Source organism: Acidimicrobiia bacterium (genome assembly GCA_041394025.1).
Taxonomy (GTDB): Bacteria; Actinomycetota; Acidimicrobiia; order IMCC26256; family JAOSJL01; genus JAOSJL01.
In genome coordinates, this window is sequence record JAWKJA010000004.1 from 552,598 (window position 1) to 573,788 (window position 21,191).

Sequence of the window (21,191 nt, forward strand, 5' to 3'; positions counted from 1 at the left end):
GTCCGGTACCGTCCGTTCGGTCGAGGGGGGTGGGATGCGCGTAGGGGTACGGACAGCGGGGATGGCCTTCGTGGTCGCGACGCTCGTGGCCGCTGGATGCACCGGTGACGGCGACGACGGCAGCTCCGGCGATTCCGAGGTGTCCGACGCGCCACCGGTCGAGGTGGAGGTGACGCCGGCCGGGCTGGTCGTGACGTCCGACGGCGACACGCTCGTGGACCCGGCAGACGGAAACGGTCGGGAGGCGCCCGTGTCGTGGCGCGACGCCCCCTACGAGGTCGTCTCGAAGCAAGGCGACGCCTATCTCGGCCACGAGCTGCTCTCGACCCCCGACGACAGCGAGATCCCGTGGACGCCCGTCACCCCGGCCCCCGCCGACTCGAAGGCCGCCTCCGGCGACACCGCGCCGACCACGGTGGAGGACGTCGGCGACGGCGTCGCCCGCGTCACGGTCGAGGCGCCCGACGAGGCCACGCAGCTCTCCCTGTCGTTCGCGTGCGCCGACGACGAGCGCTTCTACGGGTTCGGCTCGCAGACGTGGGCCACCCAGCACCGCGGCGAGACCGTTCCCATCTGGGTCGTCGAGCAGGGCCTCGGCAAGATCACGCCCGAGACGCCCCTGCCCGCCCCGTCGGTGATGGGAGAGCCCTACGACTCCTACATCCCGATCCCGTACTTCTTCTCCTCGGAGGGCTACGGCATCTCGCTCGACACCACGAACTACTCCACCTTCGAGATGTGCACCGAGGAGCATCCCGACTCCTGGCGGGTCGAGGTCTGGGACGACGAGCTGTCGTTCTTCGTGTTCACCGGGCCCGAGCCGGTCGATCTCGTCGAGCGCTACACGTCGATCGCGGGCCGACCCGCGACGGTGCCCGCCGACTGGTTCTTCGCGCCGATGAACGACGCCGTGCGCGGACAGGAGAACGTGTTGCGCGTGGCGCAGAAGATCCGCGACAACGACATTCCGTCGTCGGTCATGTGGACCGAGGACTGGATCGGCATCGGCTCGCAGGTCACCGGGTTCCGCCTGAGCCACGACTGGGACGTGAGCGAGACCGAGTACCCCGACCTGGCGGCGATGACCGGTGAGCTGCACGAGGAGGGCTTCCGGTTCCTCGGCTACTTCAGCCCGTTCATCCCGCACGAGGACACGACGCCGGGGGGCCCGAGCGTCGATTCCGACGGGAACCCGATCGTGCTCCAGCCCCACAACCAGGAGAAGTGGAACGAGGCTCTCGCCGGCGACTACTTCTTCCACGACCCCGAGGGTGAGCCGTACCTGATGCTCACACCCCCGTTCGTGAATCCCGGCGGGGCGGGCCTCGACCTGACCGACGACGAGGCCGTGGAGTGGTACAAGGGGTGGCTCGCCGACGCCGAGGAGCTGGGCGTCGACGGCTCCATGACCGACTTCGGTGAATGGGTCCCCTTCGACGCCGTCTTCGACGACGGCCGCACCGGCGCCGAGGTGCACAACGAGTACCCACTCCTCTGGCAGGAGGCGAATCGTGAGTTCTGGGACGACGCACGTCCCGACGGCGACTACCTCTTCTACGTGCGCTCGGGCTACACGGGCTCACAGCAGCACGCACCCGCCTTCTGGGGTGGCGACCAGAACACGACCTTCGACCGCCTCGACGGCCTCGGCAGTGTCGTCACGATGGGCACGAACCTCGGCCTGTCGGGCGTGTCGTTCTTCGGGTCCGACATCGCCGGGTACTCGGCCTTCGAGATCGAGGGTGTGTCGAACGTCCCCACCACCAAGGAGCTGTTCCTGCGGTGGGCCGCCCTCGGTGCCTACACGCCCATGATGCGCACGCACCACGGCAGCGCCTACGGCGAGAACTGGAGTTTCGAGGGCGCCCCCGACCCCGACAACCCGGTGGAGCCGATCGAGGATCCCGAGACGCTCCAGGCGTGGAAGGAGCTCGCCTCCACCCACATCGCCCTCTACCCGTACCAGAAGGCGTACGCGGAGGAGTCGGTGGAGCGGGGCCTGCCGATCATGCGCCACCTGCTGTTGCGCTATCCCGACGACCCGAACGTGCAGCGCGGCATCCCCGAGGGAGCGGAGTGGGACACCTTCGCCGAGGCGGGTCGCCCGACCGACGAGATGTTCGAGTACCTGCTCGGCGACAACCTCCTCGTGGCCCCGATCGTCGACGCGGGGGCGACGAGCCGGCCGGTCTACCTCCCCGAGGGCGACTGGTACGACATCACCACCGGGGAGAGGTTCGAGGGCCCCACGACCGTCATTGCCGAGGCGGCACCGGGAGAGATCCCCGTCTTCTCACCGGCGGGTGCGATCGTGCCCCGGCTCCCCGACGGTGTCGAGACGCTCGTTCCCACCGAGGACCCCGACGTCGTCGACCAGACCGACGTGGAGGATCGCCTCGTCGTCGACGTCTTCCTCGGTGCTGACGGCACCTTCGAGCTGGCCGACGGGACCCGCTTCGAGCTCTCCGGGGACCACGACATCGCCGGCGACCTCACGGTGTCGATCGACGGTGACAGCATCCGTGGCACCGACGACGACGCTGCGCACGTCATCGAGACGGGCGAGCTCGGCAGCGCCGACCTCACGATCACGGGGTCCGACGGCGGTGAGGCGACCCTGTCGATCGACGGCGCACCGCTCGAGCGCACCTACACGATGCGTGTGTTCGTGTAGCCGGCGGTCACGGGGTCGTGGCAGCGGGGCACCGGTAGGCTCGGCGGCGATGGAGCACCGCACGTGAGGATCGCCCGGGTGCGCCACGGCGACGCCGTGCACCTGGCCCGCGGCGAGGGTGACGGCTGGGTGCTGCTCCGCCGGGAGTCGGATCATCCGGGCGCCGACGCGTTGCGCGAGGCGCTTGCAGCCGGCGACGACCTCGGCGCCGGAGGCGACGCGACGGTGGGTGAGCGCGACGTCACGCTGCTCGCCCCCGTCATCCGGCCCTCCAAGCTCGTCGCGGTCGGACTCAACTACGCCGACCACGCCGCCGAGACCGGCGGGGAGGTCCCCGACAAGCCGCTGCTCTTCGCCAAGACTCCCAACACGATCCGGGGCCCGGGCGACCCGATCCACTGGTCGAGGCACCAGTCGTCGAGCGTCGACTACGAGGCGGAGCTCGCCATCGTGATCGGCAACCGCGTGTCGGGCGACAGGATCGACCGTGGCGGCGCCGACGACGGCGTCTCCGATCCGCTCGACGCCGTCTTCGGCTACACGTGTGCCAATGACGTGTCGGCGCGCGATGCACAGTTCGGCGACGGCCAGTGGACCCGTGGCAAGTCGTTCGACTCGTTCTGCCCGCTCGGGCCGTGGATCGTCACCGCCGACGAGATCCCCGACCCCCAGCGCCTGGCGATCACCTGCGACGTGAGCGGCGAGCGTCTCCAGGACAGCTCGACGGCCGAGATGGTCTTCGGCTGCCGGGAGCTCGTCGGCTACGTGGCACGCAATCTCACGCTCGAGCCCGGCGACATCATCGCCACCGGCACGCCGGCGGGTGTCGGGTTCTCGCGTGACACCCCCCGGCTGTTGCGCAACGGCGACGACGTCACGGTCACCATCGAGGGCATCGGCTCGCTCACCAACCACTGCGTCGTCGACTGATCGGGACGACTCCTCGTTGTGTGGCATCGCTTCACGATGTGGGGTAGACCGGTCGGCGATGGGAGTGCACGTGCTGGCGGTGTACCGACCCAGGAGCGGCAGGCAGGCCGATCTGGAGGCCGAGACGGCGCGCCACGTTCCCCTCCTGCGGAGCCTCGGATTCGCGACCGACGCTCCGGCCCGGGCGCTGAGGGCTCCCGACGGCACCATCGTCGAGAGCTTCGAGTGGGAGAGCCCCGCCGCGATCCAGCAGGCGCACGAGCACCCCGACGTCCTCGCCATGTGGGCACGCCACGAGGAGTGCTCCACGTACGGAACGCTCGCCGACCTTCCGAACGCCGATGCGATGTTCGCCGAGTTCGAGCTCCTCGGCACGTACTGAACCACTCGGGTTGTCACGGTCGGCTGTCATGTTCGAGCTGCCGGCATACCATCGGCTGCGTCGCTGTGCCGGTCGCTCCATCGTCGTGGTTGTCGTGCTCCTACTGGCGATCGTTGCGGCGTGTGACAGCTCGGTCGACGGCGAGACGGATGACGCCTCCGGGACGACCCCGGACGAGACGCCGGAGGAGGCCTGTGCCGACGGTGAGTGCCGTCTCTGGCAGGCGGGCGAGATCGCCGGCATCGGCGTCGGGTTCCACATCCCGGCCGACTCGGCCGACTCCGTCCGCCGGATCGCCCTCGACGAGGGGAACCTGACGTCGAACCACGCCGTGTCCTGGCGCGACACCTGGCCCGAGCGGGATCAGCCGGACTGGGAGGCGGCGGAGGAGCAGTACCGCTTCGCCGAGGAGAACGATCTGGACCAGGCGGCGTACCACTTCGCGTGGGACCAGGAATTTCTCGACGACCTGCCCGACTCCGGCTGGGTGCAGGAGGTGACGGATCCTGACGAGCTCCGGGAGGTGCTCCGGATACGAGCGCGTGAGCTGTTCGCGCGGTATCCCGAGATCGACAAGATCAACGTCATCAACGAACCGCTCTGGACGCTCGGGCAGTCACCGGACCTGTACCCGAACCACTTCTTCGAGGTGCTCGGTCCCGACTACATCGCGGAGCTCTTCGAGATCGTCGACGCGGAAGCTCCCGACCACGTCGATCTCGTCCTGAACGAGAACTACGTCGAGTACTTCCCGCTGAAGGCCGAGGCGCTGGTGGATCTCGTCGGCGATCTCGTGGCCGAGGACGTGCCCATCGACTCGGTCGGATTCCAGGGGCACCTGATGTTCACCGAGCTCCTCGACCGCGAGCCCGACATCGATCTGCTTCGCGCCACGATGCAGGAGGTGGCCGACCTGGGTGTCGACGTGTGGGTCTCCGAACTCGACAACCCCGTGGAACCGGGCACGCCCGACCGCTTCGAGTACCAGGCCGACAACTACCGGGCGGTCGTCGAGGCCTGCCTGGCGGTCTCGCGCTGTACCGACATCCTCATCTGGGGTGTCGCCGACGAGCGACCCCTCTGGAACCACCCGCTCACGGCCGGGTTCATCGGGTACGAGGACGCCGACGCACTGCTGTTCGACGCGGACGGGAAACCGAAGCCCGCGTCCTTCGCCGTCCGTGACGCCCTCCTCGCCGGCCGGCCCGACACGGGCGGAGGCTGACCCGAGCCGGCATCGCGCAGGGATGGAGTGGCGCCATATCACTTGGTTCCCCGCCACTTTGGCGCTACAGTGGTGGCATGCCCAGTATCCAGGTCAAGGGCGTGCCCGACGACATCCACGCCGTTCACCGCAGGCGCGCCGCGGCCGCCGGCCAGTCCCTGCAGGAGTACCTGCTCGAGCGTCTCGTGGAAGACGCCCGTACCCCGACCCTCGACGAGGTTCTCGACCGGGCCGGCGGGCGCGCCGGTGGGCGTGCCGGCCTCGACACGGCTGTGGCCGCGGTGCGATCGGACCGCGACGCCCGGTGATCGTCGTCGATGCGAGCGTCGTCGTCACGGCGTTGGCGGACGACACGACCGATGGGGACCACGCCCGGCATCGGCTGCGCGGGGAGAGCCTCGCCGCTCCGCACCTCATCGACCTGGAAGTGCTGTCCGTGTGGCGCCGCCTGACGAGTTCCGGGGACCTCGAGCTGCGGCGCGCCGACCTCGCAATGGGAGACCTTCATGATCTTCGCCTCGAGCGCATCCCTCACCGGCCGCTTCTCCCACGCTGCTGGGAGCTACGGGAGAAGCTGACCGTGTATGACGCCGCGTACGTGGCCGCAGCCGAACTCCTGGCTACGACTCTCCTGACTGCCGACCGACGCCTCGCTTCGGCTCCCGGCAGCGGGTGCGCAATCGAGTTGCTCGAGTCGGTGTCGACCTGACGAAAGGTCCTCGCCGAGGTCGTTTCAGGTCGTGCGCGTGTGGGCGTCGAAGAAGTCGAGGATCACGTCGGTTGCCGCGATCGTGTCGGTCGTGTGGCCGATGATCTCATCGAGGGGAAGGTCGAACTCGGCCGGGACGTCCTGGTCGACGGTGTCGGACACGGATCCGTCGTCACCGGCGGACACGTCGTCGAGCACGTCCGCACCCGGCCACGTGTGGCCACCCTCGAGAACCGTGTACAGATCGACGCCGATCCCGCTTCGGCAGTCCGGCCACTGCCGGAACTCGACATCCTCTCCGATCTGCTCCACCGTCGGCTCGGCGGCACAGCCACCGCGTTCGGCGAACCCGGCGGTCTCGTCCACGACGCCCGGCAGCCCGAGGTCGAAGCCGAGGGTTCCGCCACCCTCGTAGGGAGCGAGCATGTCGGCGGTGCCGTGGATGTTGACCATCGACACCGGAGTCGACGGGTCGCACTCGGTCACGAAGTTGGCACCGGCGACCGGGGCGATCGCTGCCCACCGCTCGGAGTCGACACAGGCCAGTGCCACCGCCATCGCCGCACCGTTCGACAGGCCCGTGGCGTACTCGCGGTCCGTGTCGATGCACAGTTCCTGTTCGAGGTCGTCCATGACCGAACCGAGGAATCCGATGTCGTCGACAGCACCCTCCAGTTGGGCATCGACACCGCTCGAGTCGACGACATCCGCCACGTTCCAGAAGTTGGTCGTGAAGGCACCGGAGGGGAACGGGATCGTGGCCGGTTCTCCCTGAGGAGCAACGACGATGTAGCCGCGCTCACCGGCTGCGTCCGGCATGTCGCTCAGGAGGTTCTGCTGCTCGGCGGTCGACGAGAGGCCGTGCATGTTCACGATGACTGGCGTCGCCACCTCGCCGTCGTACGACTCGGGAACCGACAGCACGTAGGTGCGGTCGAGGCCGTCGTGGTCGACCGTTCTCGTCTCGCTGCCCGGTGTCACGTCGCGGGCGGGTGAACACGCCGTCTGGACAGACCCGCCGTCATCGCTCGCGTCGGAGGTCCCGTTGCCTCCGCCGTCGCAGGCGGCCGCGAGGACTCCGAGGACCGTGACGACGACCAGCACCCTGGGAGCTCTCATGGTCGTGCGGATCCTACCGGGGCTCGCTGCCGCGGTGACCTGGTCGTGGAACGACAGGGAGGGCGCGGTCGGTGGAGCGCCGCCATGTCCTGCGGATCGTCCCCGGGGACTCTGCACGGTGGGCGACGATCGAAAGGCCGGTGGTAGGTTCTTCCTGCGGGGTGGAGCAGTTCGGTAGCTCATCGGGCTCATAACCCGAAGGTCGCAGGTTCAAATCCTGCCCCCGCCACTCAGAAACAACAGCAGAGGCCCCGCCATGAGCGGGGCCTCGCTGCGTCCGGGACCGGCGTGCCTCGAGGCGGCCCGCGGCACGGCCGGGGCGGGCTGTGGGTCGCTCCGTAGCAGCCGACGGGGCGAAGCAGTCGCTCAGCACGAATTGGCACACATTGGGGATGCCGTCGCCACGGCTCCCTGCGAGTGTTCGCGGTAGCCGGGTTGGGAGGACGTCGTGGCACGGGTGGCGCGTTGTGTGGTCGTCACGATGGTCGCGCTGGCCTCGGTAACAGCTGCTCCGGTGGGGCCCTCGGCGCCCGCCCCTGCGGGCGCCGAACCCACCTGGGTGGCGGTCGACCTCGGCCTGGGCGACGGCTCGACAGCGAATGACGTGAACGACGCCGGGCAGGTGGTGGGCGAGCGCCTGCTTCCCGGCGGCCAGTACCGGGCGTTCCTCTGGGAAGACGGCACCGTGACCGACCTCGGCATTCTCCCCGGCGCCGACCCGGGAAACTCGTCGAGCACAGCGGCGGCGATCAACGCGAGCGGCCAGGTCGTCGGCTGGAGCACCGCGGCATCGGGCGAGATCGAGCCCTTCCTGTGGGAGCGGACCGCCGAGGCGCCCGACGGCACGATGACCGCCCTCGAGCTGCTCGACACGTTCGACAGCGGAAGCGCGAGCGGGATCAACGACGCGGGTGTGATCGTCGGGTCCAACAACTTCTCGGGCCTGGTTGAGCACGCGGTGGTCTGGGACGGGGGGTCGTTGACGGATCTGCACCCAACCGGTGGTGACCCGTTCGGCAGCTCGGAGGCGTTGGACGTCAACACGACCGGTACGGTCGTCGGCTGGTACGACCAGGGCGCCGCAAACCAAGCCGCCGCCGTCTGGAACGGGGGCACGCCGACGGCGCTCGATCCGGGTGCCGCGCACGCGATCAACGACGCGGGCGTCGTCGTCGGCGTGCAGTCGGGCCCTGGCCAGCTGACCGCGGTCGCCTGGCAGGGAGGGTCGACGACGCCGCTCGGCGAGCTCCCCGGCCACACGCTCAGCCAGGCCAGGGCGATCAACCAGGCCGGTCGAACCGTCGGTGAGAGCGGCGACATGACGAACCCCGAGTCGCGTGCGGTGATCTGGGAATCGGGCACCGTGGTCGCACTCCCGGGTCTTCCGGGTCGGCCGTGGAGCACCGCTCGCGGCCTCAACGACCAGGACGTCGTCGTCGGCGAGGCTTCGGGCGCGGGCGCCCCGCCCAGGGCGGTCATGTGGCAGGTCGACGCCGTGCCGGTCCTCTCGCTGCCCGACGACGTCTCCGTCGAGGCCGACGGCCCGGACGGCGCCGTCGTCGACTTCGACGCGACCGCCACCGACGACGAGGACGGCGACCTCCCGGTCGACTGCACACCGGCGTCGGGATCGCTGTTCGCCGTCGGGACGACCACCGTCGAATGCACCGCGACCGACTCGGCCGGCAACACAGCGACCGGGTCCTTCGACGTGACCGTCACCGATGTCCCCGCGTCCGACTGCTCCGTCGACGTCGACGTCATCACGGTCAACTCCGGTGCGGACGACGGCAACGGCTGCACGATCCGCGAGGCGATCGACCTGTCGAACGCCACGGCGGGCACCCAGACCATCGGCTTCGACCTGCCCGGCAGCTTCCCGTGGACGGTGACACCGACCTCGCCGCTTCCCACGACCACCGACCCGGTGGTGATCGACGGGTCGACCCAGCCGGGATGGGCCACCTGCGGCTCGTCCAAGGTCGTGATGCTCGACGGCGCGAGCGTCGGCTCGGGCACCGCGAACGGCCTCACCATCGGTGGTGGCTCGTCGACGATCCACGGTCTGGCCATCGGCAACTTTCCGATCGCCGGGATCCAGCTGGAATCCGACGGCAACACCGTCACGTGCAACCACCTCGGCACGAACCACGCGGGCCTCGCCGCCGCTCCGAACGCCTTCGGCGTCTTCGTCGGGAACTCCTCCGACAACGTGATCGGCGGTCCGACGTTCGACGACCGCAACATCATCTCGGGCAACACGGCGACGGGCGTCTCCGTGGCCAACGCACCGTCCACCGGCAACACGATCGAGAACAACCTCATCGGTACGACGCCGACCGGGAACGTCGCTGTTCCCAACGGAATCGGCGTTCACGTTCGGGGGTCGGTCGACACAACCGTCGGGCCCGAGAACGTCATCTCGGGTAACTCCAACCGCGGTGTGAGCGTCACCAACGACGCGGCCCAGACCGTGATCATCGGGAACCATGTGGGTGTGAACGCGGCCGGTACCAGCGCGGTCGGCAACAACTGGGGTGTCTACGTCGACGAGTCCGTCGGCACTCGAGTCGGGGGAGCGGCTGGCGGTGAGGGCAACGTCGTGGCCGGCAGCACGTTCGACGGCATCGTCGTCGCCGCCAACGCGGGCCAGACCACGTCTGGCGTCACCATTGTCGGCAACACGGTCGGTCTCGGGGCCGACGGTACGACCGTTTCGGCGAACCGCGATGGCATCGCCCTGTGGCCCGGAGCGGAGAACGCCCAGGTCGGCGGGGTCGCCCCAGGAGAGGCGAACGTCGTCTCCGGCAACAGCGGCGCCGGTATCTCGATCGCCGGCACTGCCACCGGCAACATCGTCGAGGGCAACGACGTGGGCATCGACGCTGGTGGCACCCTCCCGCGCCCCAACGCCGACGGCATCTCCATCAGCGCGTCCGGCAACACCGTCCGGTCGAACACGATCTCGAACAACAGCGGTGACGGCATCGTCGTCGCGACGGGAACGGCCAACCGATTCGAGCGCAACTCGATCGACGGGAACGGCGATCTCGGGATCGACCTGGGTGACGACGGTGTGACCGCCAACGACGCGGGCGACACGGACTCGGGCGCCAACGACCTCCTGAACTTCCCTGAGCTGACGTCGGTGGAGAGCGACGGAGCGACCACCACGACGGTCGAGGGCACGCTCGAGGCCGAGCCGAACACGAGCTACACAATCGAGCTCTTCACCTCGACGGCGTGCGACCCGTCGGGCCATGGCGAGGGCGGCACCTTCTTCACCGACCTGTCAGTCACGACCGACGGAACCGGCATCGTCGGCTTCAGCTCGACGCAAGCCATCGGCGCGCCGCTCGGCGACCAGATGACCGCGGTGGCCGTCGACGACGCTTCCGGAGACAGCTCCGAGTTCTCGGCGTGCCTCGCGATCGGCTCGCCCGACTCCGATGGCGACGGTCTGACCGACGCCGAGGAGGCGTTGCTCGGCACGGATCCGAACGATGCCGACTCCGATGACGACGGCGTCGACGATGGCGTCGAGGTCACCAATGGCACGGATCCGTTGGACGCCGACTCGGACGACGACGGGCTGAGCGATGGCGAGGAGGCATCCCTGGGGACCGATCCTCTGGATGCCGACAGCGACGACGACGGGTTGACCGACGGCGAGGAGGATGTGGCCGGGACCGATCCGCTGGACGCTGACTCCGATGACGACGGTCTGGATGACGGCGCCGAGATGTTGGCGGGAACGGATCCGTTGGACGACGACTCTGACGATGACGGTGTGCTCGACGGTGACGAGGTCACGAATGGGACCGATCCACTGGATGCCGACAGTGACGATGACGGGTTGACCGACGGTGTCGAGGGTGTGGCGGGGACGAATCCGTTGGATCCCGATTCGGATGATGACGGTGTGCTCGACGGTGACGAGGTGACCGCCGGGACCGATCCGTTGGACGCCGACAGCGACGACGACGGGTTGACCGATGGTGAGGAGGCGATACTCGGAACCGACCCGCTCGACGCTGACTCCGATGACGACGGTCTCGATGACGGCGCGGAGGTGTTGGCCGGAACGGATCCGTTGGACGACGACTCCGATGATGACGGTGTGCTCGACGGCGAGGAGATCGCGAACGGGACCGATCCTCTGGATGCCGACACCGACGACGACGGCCTGACGGACGGTGAGGAGGCGACCCTCGGGACCGATCCCCTCGACGCCGACACCGACGACGACGGTGTGTCGGATGGTGACGAGGTGACTGCGGGCACCGATCCGCTCGGCGGCGACTCGGACGGCGACGGCCTGTCCGATGGTGAGGAGGCGACCCTCGGAACCGACCCGCTGGACGCGGACAGTGACGACGACGGCCTGGACGACGGCGCCGAGGTGTTGGCGGGAACGGATCCGTTGGATGCTGACAGCGACGCCGACGGTGCGCTCGACGGCGAGGAGATCGCGAACGGTACCGATCCACTGGATGCCGACAGCGACGATGACGGGTTGACCGACGGTGTCGAGGGTGTGGCGGGAACGGATCCGTTGGATCCCGATTCGGATGATGACGGTGTGCTCGACGGCGATGAGGTGACCGCCGGGACCGATCCGCTGGATGCCGACAGCGACGACGACGGTCTCACGGATGGTGAGGAGGCGTTGCTCGGGACGGATCCGTTGGATGCAGACAGCGACGACGACGGGATCTCGGATGGCGACGAGGTGGCGAACGGGTCGGATCCACTCGTCGCCGACGCGACGGTGGATCTGTTCGTGTGGCAGTTGGAGTCGGATGACTACGTGTTGAACGGGGCGGTAGAGGGTGACACCGTCACCTGGACGTCGGGTACGACGAGCAACGGTCCCGATGTCGCTCGCGACGTCGTGCTCACGATCACGCTGCCGTCGGAGATGGAGTTCGTGCAGGCCACTGCCCCGGAGTGTGTCCACGACGGCTCCGCCGGCGCTGGGGTGGTGACCTGCACGGTCGACGAGGTGATCCAGGACGGCACGCTCCAGACCGACGTGAGCGCGGTGGCGACCACGGCGGGGACCTACGGGCCGACCGCCACGGTTTCGGCGGCCACCGGCGACCCGGTGTCCGGCAACGACAGCGACACGCTGCTTCTCACCATCGACTCGGCCGACAGTGACGGTGACGGCCTCACCGATGCCGAGGAGGTGTTGCTCGGCACCGACCCATTCGACGCCGACACCGACGACGACGGCGTCGACGACGGCGCCGAGGTCACGGCCGGGACGGATCCTCTGGATGCCGACAGCGACGACGACGGTCTCACCGATGGCGAGGAGGCGACCCTCGGAACCGATCCGCTCGACGCCGACTCCGATGACGACGGCCTCACCGATGGTGAGGAGGCGTTGGCCGGGACCGATCCGTTGGATCCCGACTCCGATGACGACGGTCTGGATGACGGCGCCGAGGTGTTGGCCGGGACGGATCCGTCGGATCCCGATTCGGATGACGACGGTGTTCTGGACGGTGACGAGGTGGCCAATGGCACCGACCCGCTGGACCCGGACTCCGACAGCGACGGCCTGACCGACGGTGAGGAGATCACACACGGCACCGACCCCCTCGACCCGGACACCGACGACGACGGGATCGGCGACGGCGCCGAGGTGGCCAACGGCACCGACCCGCTGAGCGGAAACCTCCCGTCGGGGCCGGCGGCGTCGTTCGGCGACGCGCTCCTCGGAGCTCTGGGCGACGGCTATGTGCCGTCGACGGTCGAACCGCTGGCGGTATCGGGCCTGTCGGGGGTGGCGGCGATGGCCGCGGGCTACGACCATTCGTTGGCGGTGGACGAGAACGGTGGCGTGTGGGCGTGGGGGTCCAACCGGTACGGCCAGTTGGGTGACGGGTCACTGACGCAGCGGTTGTCGCCGGTGCAGGTGCCGGGGCTGTCGGGCGTGGTGGCCGTGGCCGTCGGCGATCGTCATTCGCTGGCGGTGGACGAGAACGGGGACGTGTGGGCCTGGGGGAACAGCACCCAGGGCCAGGTGGGTGACGGGTCGACGGCGTCGAGGGTCACGTCGCCCGTGCAGGTGCCGGGCCTGTCGGGGATCGTGGCGATCGGCGCGGGCGGCAACCATTCGTTGGCGGTGGACGGCGACGGTGACGTGTGGGCCTGGGGGTGGAACCCCCACGGCCAACTGGGTGACGGGTCCACGACGGATCGGACGTCGCCGGTGCAGGTGTCGGGGCTGTCGGGGATCGTGTCGGTCGCGGGGGGCGGCTACCACTCGTTGGCGGTGGATGGCAATGGTGACGTGTGGGCGTGGGGGTACAACGGATACGGCGCGGTGGGTGACGGGTCGACGACGCAGCGGTTGTCGCCGGTGCAGGTGCCGGGGCTGTCGGAGGTCGGGTCGGTGGCCGCCGGCAGGCTCCACTCGCTGGCGGTGGACGGCACTGGTGACGTGTGGGCGTGGGGGAACAACGGCTACGGCCAGGTGGGTGACGGGTCGACGGCATCTCGGGTGGTCGCGCCTCTGAGGGTGCCGGGGCTGTCGGGCGTGGCGGGGGTCGAGGGGGGCGACTCCCACTCGTTGGCGGTGGACAGCAACGGTGACGTGTGGGCCTGGGGGAGAAACCTCTACGGCCAGTTGGGTGACGGGTCGACGACGGATCGGTTGTCGCCGGTGCAGGTGCCGGGCCTCTCGGGCGTGGTGGCGGTGGCTGCGGGCGCCGACCACTCGTTGGCGGTGGACGGTGACGGTGGCGTGTGGGGCTGGGGGAAGAACTCCTCCGGAGAGCTCGGCAACGCGTCGCTCGTGTACCGGCCCGTGGCCTACGCGATCGATGACCCGAGCATCACCACCGACCTGGCTGCGGGTGCCCACCACTCTTTGGCCGTGGACGGCAATGGCGACGTCTGGGCGTGGGGGAACAACACGTCGGGCCAGTTGGGTGACGGGTCGACGACGCAGCGGACGTCGCCGGTGCCGGTGTCGGGCCTGTCGAGTGTGGTGGCGGTCGCTGCGGGTGCCAACCACTCGTTGGCGGTGGACGGCGACGGTGATGTGTGGGCGTGGGGGCACAACCACTACGGTCAGTTGGGAACCGGCGGGACGGTCCGGCACCTGAGCCCGACCCGGGTTGTCGGCGTCACCGGTGCCCAGCAGGCCGCCGCCGGCGTGAATCACAGCCTGGTGATCGGCACTGTGTCGACCGGCGATCTCGGCGAGGCGATCGACCAGTCCGTTCCGGCGGGCGGCTCGGCGACGACCGACCTCGAGGGCGACGGCGCCACCAGCTCCGATCCCGTGGAGACCACCGTCGTCTCGCCCGTCGCAGGCCAGATCCAGATCGAGGAGGCCCCGGGCGCCGAGTCGTCGAACGAGGGCTTCCAGCTGTTCGGCTGGCGCGTGTCGATTGTTGCGCCCATGGCGTCGGTCGCCGACCCGCTCGAGCTGACGTTCGCCGTCGACGCCTCGCTGCTCCCGGCCGGCACGACCGCGGCCGACGTGGTCGTGCTGCGCAATGGCATCCCGGTCGCCGACTGCACGGGGACACCGGGCACGGCCGACCCCGACCCGTGTGTCTCCGCGCGGGAAGACCTCCCCGACGGCGACGTCTCCCTCACGGTGCTCACCTCCAGCGCCAGCCTGTGGGAGCTGGGGATCGGAGCGGTGCCCGGGCCCGCCGAGTGCACGCCCGGGCCGCTGGTCACGGTGAACTCCACCACCGACGACGGCACCGGCTGCACCCTGCGTGAGGCCATCGAACAGGTCAACGGCGGCGGGGGCCGCGTCGAGTTCGACATCCCGGGCGCAGGGCCGCACACGATCGCGGTCGACTCGCCGCTTCCCGACATCACGGCGCCGGTGGTGATCGACGCCACGACCGAGCCCGACTTCACGTCCTGCGAGGCGGGCCCCGTCGTGCGCCTCGACGGGTCCGCGCTCAGCGGATCGGGCTCAGGCCTGAGGGTCACGGGCGCTGGAGCGGGCAGCGAGATCCGCGGGCTCGCGATCGGCAACTTCCCCTGGTTCGGCGTGTGGCTACAGGGTGGCAACAACCTGGTCCACTGCACGTGGGCCGGCACCCTCGACGGGACGACAGCGGCGCCCAACGGCCAGCACGGCGTGCGCCTCCAGGGCGGTGACGGCAACACCGTGGCCAACAACGTGATCTCGGGGAACACGGATCGCGGGATCCGGATCGACCAGGGAGCCGACGACGCGGTCGTGTCCGGCAACCGCATCGGCACGACCGCCGACGGCCTCGCCGCCCTGCCGAACCAGTACGGAGTCTCCGTGGAGAACGCGGATCGCACGCTCATCGGGGACGACAACCTCCTGGCCGGGAACGATCTCTGGGCGGTGACCGTCGCCTCGGGCGCGGAGGACGTGCGGGTGGAGGGCAACACGGTCGGCTTCTCGTCGAGTGGGGCGGCGCTCGGCAACGGCTCCGGCGGCGTCTATGTCGGTACCTCGATCGGGACCGTCGTCGGCGGCGCGCCCACTACGGGGAACGTGATCGGCAACGGAACCACCGGTGTTGAGACGGTCAACACTTCCGAGGGGACGGTGGTGTCCCACAACCGGGTCGGCGTCGACGGCTCGGGCACGCCCGCGCCGAACGACACCGGAGTCGGCCTCGAGGGCACCGGCTCGGCACCCAGCGTGACCGACAACGTGATCCGCCACAACACCGACAGGGGCGTCCTGGCGAAGCGTGCGGCCGAGGTCTCGGGCAACACGATCACCGACAACGGCGGCGCCGGGGTCGAGATCGTCGAGGGTGCCACCGGCGTGGCGGTCACCGCCAACTCCATCGACGGCAACGGCGGGCTCGGCATCGATCTCGACGCCGACGGCATGACCCCCAACGACGCCGACGATGCCGACGGCGGGTCGAACGACCTCCAGAACTTCCCGACCGTGGAGCAACTCATCGACACGGGCTCGGGACTCGAGGTCGAGGTGTCGCTCGAGAGTGACGCCTCCTACGGCGACCCGACGTACGCGATCCACGTGTACGACAGCCCGGTCTGCGACCCCTCGGAGCACGGCGAGGGCGCCCGCCTCCTCGGCGACGGAGCACTCACCCTCGACCCCGACGGCACGGGCACGGCGACGATCACCCTCGACGTCGCCGACGTGTCCGACGCATCGACTCTGGTCGCGACGGCGACCAACCCCGACGGGAGCACCTCCGAATTCGGGCCGTGTGGCGCGGTGGACGAGCCGGAGCCGCAGCCGCCGCTGGCGGAGGACGACGAGTACACCACGGCCGTGGTGGGCGGGACCCTGACGATCGGCGCTCCGGGCGTGCTCGACAACGACCACGATCCCGATGGCGACGACCTGACAGCTGTGCTGGTCGACGACGTCGCCCACGGCGACCTGACGTTGGGGAGCGACGGCAGCTTCACCTACGAACCGCCCGCTGCGGAAACCTGCGTCGGTGAGGTGACCTTCACGTACCGGGCGAACGACGGAGTGCTCGACTCGAACATCGCCACGGTGACGATCACGTTCGACGACGTGTGGGTCGGCACCGACGGACCCGACAACCACACCGGTACAGCGGCCGACGAGGTGCTGTGCGGCCTTGGGGGCGACGACACGCTCGACGGCGGCGGTGGCGACGACCTCGTGCTCGGCGGCGCGGGCGACGACACGCTGCGGGGTGGGACGGGCGACGACGACCTCGCCGGCGAGGCCGACGACGACGTGCTGCGCGGCGGCTCGGGCAACGACACACTCGACGGTGGTGCCCACGGGCCCGGCGGGGATCGGGCGACCTACGCCGACGCGACCAACGGGGTCACCGTCGACCTGCGTCTGAGCACCGAGCAGTCAACCGGCTGGGGGATGGAGACGATCACCGGAATCGAGGATCTCTTCGGCTCCGACCACGACGACGAGCTCACCGGTGACGGCGCGGCCAACGAGATCTGGGGAGCGCTCGGTGACGACCGAATCCGCGCACGTGGAGGCGACGACCTCGTGCGCGGTGGGCAGGGCGACGACCGTGTCGACGGCAACAGGGGCGCCGACACGCTCTACGGGGACGACGGCGACGACGACGTGCGCGGCAACGCCGACGACGACATCGTCGGCGGCGCGCAGGGCGACGACTCGCTGCGGGGCAACGCCGGCAACGACCAGCTCGCGGGCGGTGACGACGACGACGTGTTGCGCGGAGGAGCCGGCGACGACGTGCTCGACGGCGGCAACGAGGACGACACCGACGGCGACCAGCGCGGTGACCGCGTCAGCTACACCGACGCCGACGGAGGCGTCACGGTCGACTTGGCGGTGAGCGGTCCGCAGGACACCGGGTGGGGGAGGGACACGATCATCGAGGTCGAGGACCTCTACGGTTCGCCGTACGACGACGAGCTCTTCGGCAACCCGTCGTGGAACAACATCTGGGGCGCCCTCGGCGACGACGAGATCAACGGACGCCAGGGCGAGGACACGATCTGGGGTGGCCGGGGCGAAGACGAGATCCGCGGTGGTGGCGCCGACGACAGGCTGTACGGGAACAACCACGCCGACGAGATCCGCGGCGGCGCCGGGGACGACGTGATCACCGGCAACGGCGGGAACGACAACCTCCGGGGCGGCAACGGCGACGACACCATCAGCGGCGGTAACGGTTGGGACGAGCTCTACGGCAACAGAGGCAGGGACGAGCTGAGCGGCGGACCCGGGTGGGACTACCTCAACGGCGGCCCGCACAGGGACACGTGTTCCGGCGGCGCCGGCTGGGACTTCCTGCTCCGCTGCGAGAACCGGTAGTTCCTTCGGGAAAGCGCACACCGGGCAGCGGCGGACGTCGCGCAACCCGCTAGGGCCGGGGGTTGGGTGACTCCCTGGAGTAGAGCATCGAGGCAGCGTGGCGACGGTTGCGAGCCCCCAGGCGCTGCACTGCGGCCGTCACGTGGGTGTCGACCGTGTCGGGGGAGAGTTCGAGACGCTCGGCGACTTCTTTCGTGGTCAAGCCGGTGGCCACCAGTCGGAGCACGACTTCCTGACGGTCGCTGAGTCCCGTCGGCGTCGCGGTGTGCCGGTGCTCGAGCTCCGGGGTGGTGGCGCGTACGCGCCCGGCCAGACCGTGGAGCCCCCGTTCGTCTGCCTCGCGGACGAGCGCCCCGAGCCCACGGCACGCCTCCGCCTGGTGGCCGGCAGCCCGGAGCGCCAGGCCCCTCCCCAGTCGGCTGCGGAGCGCGAAACGCGGGTAGTCCGCCGCGAGCGTCGCAGCGGTGTCGAATCGGCGTAAGGCTTCGATCGGTGAGCAGGCACGAAGCTGCTGGAGGCCCTCGACCTCTGAGGACACGATCCGGCTGAACTCCCACCCGGTGGCGCACGCGTCCGTGACTTCTCGTCCGGTTTCGTACTGAACCCACGCGAGGGTCGCGAGGGCGAGCGGCCGCAAGGGGTCGTTCTCGGTTGTGAGCCGGATGCTGCGCTCGAGGTGTTCGAGCGCTGCGTTGCCGTCGCCGACGAGCCACGTCGTCTCGCCGAGTGCCCACTCGACGAGCGCCCGCCCCGAGTCGTCACCGATCGGAAGGGCCACCCCTTCGGCAAGCACGTCGCGGGCGCTGCCGAAGTCGCCCCGGTCCGCGAGGGCCAGGCCGTAGGTCGCGTAGGCGAGGTGGGTTGCGACGGTCAGGTACGGGGAGACGATCGTGCGCCCCGTCTGGACGGCGCGCTCATGGTCGCCGAAGAGGAGATCCAGCAGACTTCTCAGGATCAGGAACTGCAGCTCCCATTGGCGCTGTCGCCGCTGTCGCGCCTTCTTCGCGAGATCGTCGGCGAGGGAACGGGCCACGCGTCGATCACCGTTGAGAAGCTCTGCCGCCGCCAGCCCGTTCCCGGCCTCGAACAGGGTCTCATCGTCTCCTGACGACCGGGCGAGTTCCATCGCGGCCGCGTAGTGCTCACGCCACGCGTCGTCGCCGGCGACGAGGTGGGCCATTCCGAGCGCGACGCGTGCTGCGGCCTTCTCCACGCCGAGCTCGTTGGCGTGCGCCCACGCACGTTCGGCGGCGTCGTGTGCCCGGTCGGCGTCGTATTGGACACGGACCGGGTAGCGAGTCGCCTCGATCTCGAGCCTGACGGTGACCGGAAGATCGCGGTCATCGACGAGGTCGAGCCCGCGCGCGATCTCGGCCGCGGCGTCTTCGGGCTCGGCGCGTCGCCAGTGGAGGCGAGCCCACCGGAGCGCGACCTCGGCCCGAATCTCCGCTGACGTGCCGGCGACCTGATCGAGGCACGACTCGACCGGTTCGTAGATCCCTCCTGCGAGGAATCCGTCGACCGCGTCCAGCAGCAGCACGTCGGGGTCGGCGTCGCAGCCGAGATCGCGCCCGTACAAGAGGTGCTGCGCCCTCTCGATCGGGTCACACGTCTCGCTCGCCGCTCGCAGCGCAAGCGTCGCGGCTCCGGCCGTGTCGCCGGCCGCCGCGACGTGCCGGGCGGCCTCAGCGGTCGGGAGCTGCTCGGCCAGAGCAGCATGGATGCCTCGCATTCGCTCGGGTTCGAGGAGCGCCACCACCTCGGAGGCGACAACCTCGTGCACTGGCTGGTAGCGGGTGCCGGAGACGGAAACGAGCGGGCTGGTATCGAGGTGTTCGACGCCGTTGCCGAGTTCATCGCGGGATGCGGGACGTCCCAGGAGCGCGAGCCTGGCCATCGCATCGCGAGCTGAAGGAGGGAGCAAGTTGAAGCGTTCCCACACCGAGTCGGGGAGGTCGACCGCGTCGCTGGTCGCGCTGAGTTGCTCGATGAGGAGTGGGTTGCCGTGACTTGCGCGAACGATCTCCCGTCGGCGGTCGTCTCCGATCTCAGGGGCGAGGTGCTGAACCAGCTGCCGGGCCGTGTGCTCGTCGAGGCCGGCGATCTCGAGTTCCGTCGCGCCCGTCCGCTGTGCGATCTCGCGGACCTGCATGCTGCGGACCTCCCCGCTCCGCACGATGAGAATCACCCGTGTGCGCTCGACGATGCGGGGCAGCACGCCCAGCGTGGCGGGATCCGCCCATTGCAGGTCGTCGACGCAGAGGACCCCTTCGGCGACTTCCTCGCAGACAGCGCCCGCTACCGCCTCGGGGTCACCGCGCGGGACACCACCCAGCGCGCGTTCGAGCGGCAGGTACGACATCCAGGGGAGCGACGCGAGTCCGCCGCCCTCGAAGAGGGGGAGTTGTGCGACCCAAGCGGCGGCACGCGCGAGGCTCGTCTTGCCGATACCGGCTCGCCCGACCACGACGACCGGGCGGTGCTCGTCGAGCGCAGTGGCGAGATACTCGAGCTCCGATCCTCGGCCGACCAGCCCCGAGGGTGTGTCGACGGGCTCCTCAGACACCGCGTTCGCCCGAGGCCCGTGCGCCCTCGGTTCGGACGTGAGTCACGATTGCGGACGTGTTCGTGTCGACCCCGAGGGCGTCGCGCGCTGCTTCGAGCAGCCGGTACGCCGTTCGACGGGAAACGCCGACCTTGCGAGCGGCGCCGGCCACGCTGTCGCCCGCAGCCATCTCGTCGAGTAGTGGCGCCCAGGAGGGCCTCGTCTCGGATGGCTGCGCGGTGCTCTCCGCGCTTCCGTCGATCACGTGGCCGATGCCGGCCAGCTCGTCGAGCAGAGCCTCCCGGTCGTGTGCGCCGAGGCGCACGTTGATGGCGAGCGAAGCACCCCGAGTGGCGGCGAGCACACATCGCACGCCCTCACCCGTATCGCGAACCGACTCCACGCATGCGACCCGGGCGTCGGAGACGTCGAACGGCCGGTCGGGCAGGTCGATGCCGGCGACCACCCTGAAGCCTGCTTCGAGCAGCCGGTCCGGTCCGCAGGGGTCGTCGACGTAGATGAGCGGCTGGTCGTGCTCCCGATCGCGCCACCGCGTCATGTCTGACCCCCTACGCGGAGAGGTGGGGCGGAGTGTACCGGTCACGTAACGTGAGCACAACGTGACTCGTCGGGTGGATGGCACACATTGGGGATCCCGACAACCCGCGAGCACGTCAGAATGCCTTGGGGTGACGCTGCCTGGGGCGCAGACCCCGCCTCGACAGGCTGAACACCCGATCGTCGACGGCGACATCGGAACGCTTGCGTGGTGTGTCGCGGTGGAGCAGTTCGGTAGCTCATCGGGCTCATAACCCGAA

The 21,191-nt window shown here is 69.7% G+C and carries 10 protein-coding genes and 1 tRNA gene; 8 read left to right on the top strand and 3 right to left on the bottom strand.

The features are described from left to right. The first annotated feature begins 61 nt into the window (after nt 1–61). The 6 genes from R3A49_14280 to R3A49_14305 all read left to right on the top strand — a co-directional run bounded on the left by R3A49_14280 (nt 62) and on the right by R3A49_14305 (nt 5,920). The gene (locus tag R3A49_14280) at nt 62–2,674 is read left to right on the top strand and encodes a glycoside hydrolase family 31 protein (protein MEZ5171889.1); all 2,613 of its coding nucleotides are present in this window, start codon (nt 62–64) and stop codon (nt 2,672–2,674) included. Nucleotides 2,675–2,737: 63 nt separating this feature from the next. After that, nucleotides 2,738–3,604, top strand: a complete 867-nt coding sequence (locus tag R3A49_14285; GenBank protein MEZ5171890.1) for a fumarylacetoacetate hydrolase family protein — start codon at nt 2,738–2,740, stop codon at nt 3,602–3,604. A 58-nt stretch (nt 3,605–3,662) separates the two neighbouring features. Then, nucleotides 3,663–3,986 (top strand): hypothetical protein, encoded by a 324-nt coding sequence (locus R3A49_14290; GenBank protein MEZ5171891.1) that lies wholly within the window; start codon nt 3,663–3,665, stop codon nt 3,984–3,986. Nucleotides 3,987–4,014: 28 nt separating this feature from the next. Continuing rightward, nucleotides 4,015–5,211, top strand: a complete 1,197-nt coding sequence (locus tag R3A49_14295) for an endo-1,4-beta-xylanase (GenBank protein ID MEZ5171892.1) — start codon at nt 4,015–4,017, stop codon at nt 5,209–5,211. Between the two features lie 77 nt (nt 5,212–5,288). Further along, nucleotides 5,289–5,519 (top strand): hypothetical protein, encoded by a 231-nt coding sequence (locus R3A49_14300; GenBank protein ID MEZ5171893.1) that lies wholly within the window; start codon nt 5,289–5,291, stop codon nt 5,517–5,519. After that, nucleotides 5,516–5,920 carry a type II toxin-antitoxin system VapC family toxin gene (locus R3A49_14305; GenBank protein ID MEZ5171894.1) on the top strand — a complete coding sequence of 135 codons (405 nt, stop codon included), beginning with the start codon at nt 5,516–5,518 and terminating at the stop codon, nt 5,918–5,920. Before R3A49_14300 ends, R3A49_14305 begins: the two co-directional genes overlap by 4 nt. 24 nt (nt 5,921–5,944) lie before the next feature. On the opposite strand, the gene R3A49_14310 is transcribed toward R3A49_14305, so the two are convergent. Continuing rightward, complete coding sequence (locus R3A49_14310; protein MEZ5171895.1) at nt 5,945–7,039, bottom strand: hypothetical protein; 1,095 nt, start codon at nt 7,037–7,039, stop codon at nt 5,945–5,947. Between the two features lie 155 nt (nt 7,040–7,194). Between R3A49_14310 and R3A49_14315 the strand changes: the two genes are divergently transcribed. Both R3A49_14315 and R3A49_14320 read left to right on the top strand, forming a co-directional pair. Continuing rightward, nucleotides 7,195–7,268, top strand: a tRNA-Met gene (locus tag R3A49_14315). A 219-nt stretch (nt 7,269–7,487) separates the two neighbouring features. Next, nucleotides 7,488–17,828, top strand: coding sequence for a right-handed parallel beta-helix repeat-containing protein (locus R3A49_14320; protein MEZ5171896.1), 10,341 nt, complete (start codon nt 7,488–7,490; stop codon nt 17,826–17,828). A 49-nt stretch (nt 17,829–17,877) separates the two neighbouring features. On the opposite strand, the gene R3A49_14325 is transcribed toward R3A49_14320, so the two are convergent. Both R3A49_14325 and R3A49_14330 read right to left on the bottom strand, forming a co-directional pair. Beyond that, a complete protein-coding gene (locus R3A49_14325; GenBank protein MEZ5171897.1) occupies nt 17,878–20,394 on the bottom strand; it encodes a LuxR C-terminal-related transcriptional regulator in 2,517 nt (838 codons plus the stop codon). Further along, nucleotides 20,387–20,932 carry a hypothetical protein gene (locus R3A49_14330; protein MEZ5171898.1) on the bottom strand — a complete coding sequence of 182 codons (546 nt, stop codon included), beginning with the start codon at nt 20,930–20,932 and terminating at the stop codon, nt 20,387–20,389. The genes R3A49_14325 and R3A49_14330 overlap by 8 nt, the downstream gene beginning before the upstream one ends. Between the last annotated feature and the right edge of the window lie 259 nt (nt 20,933–21,191).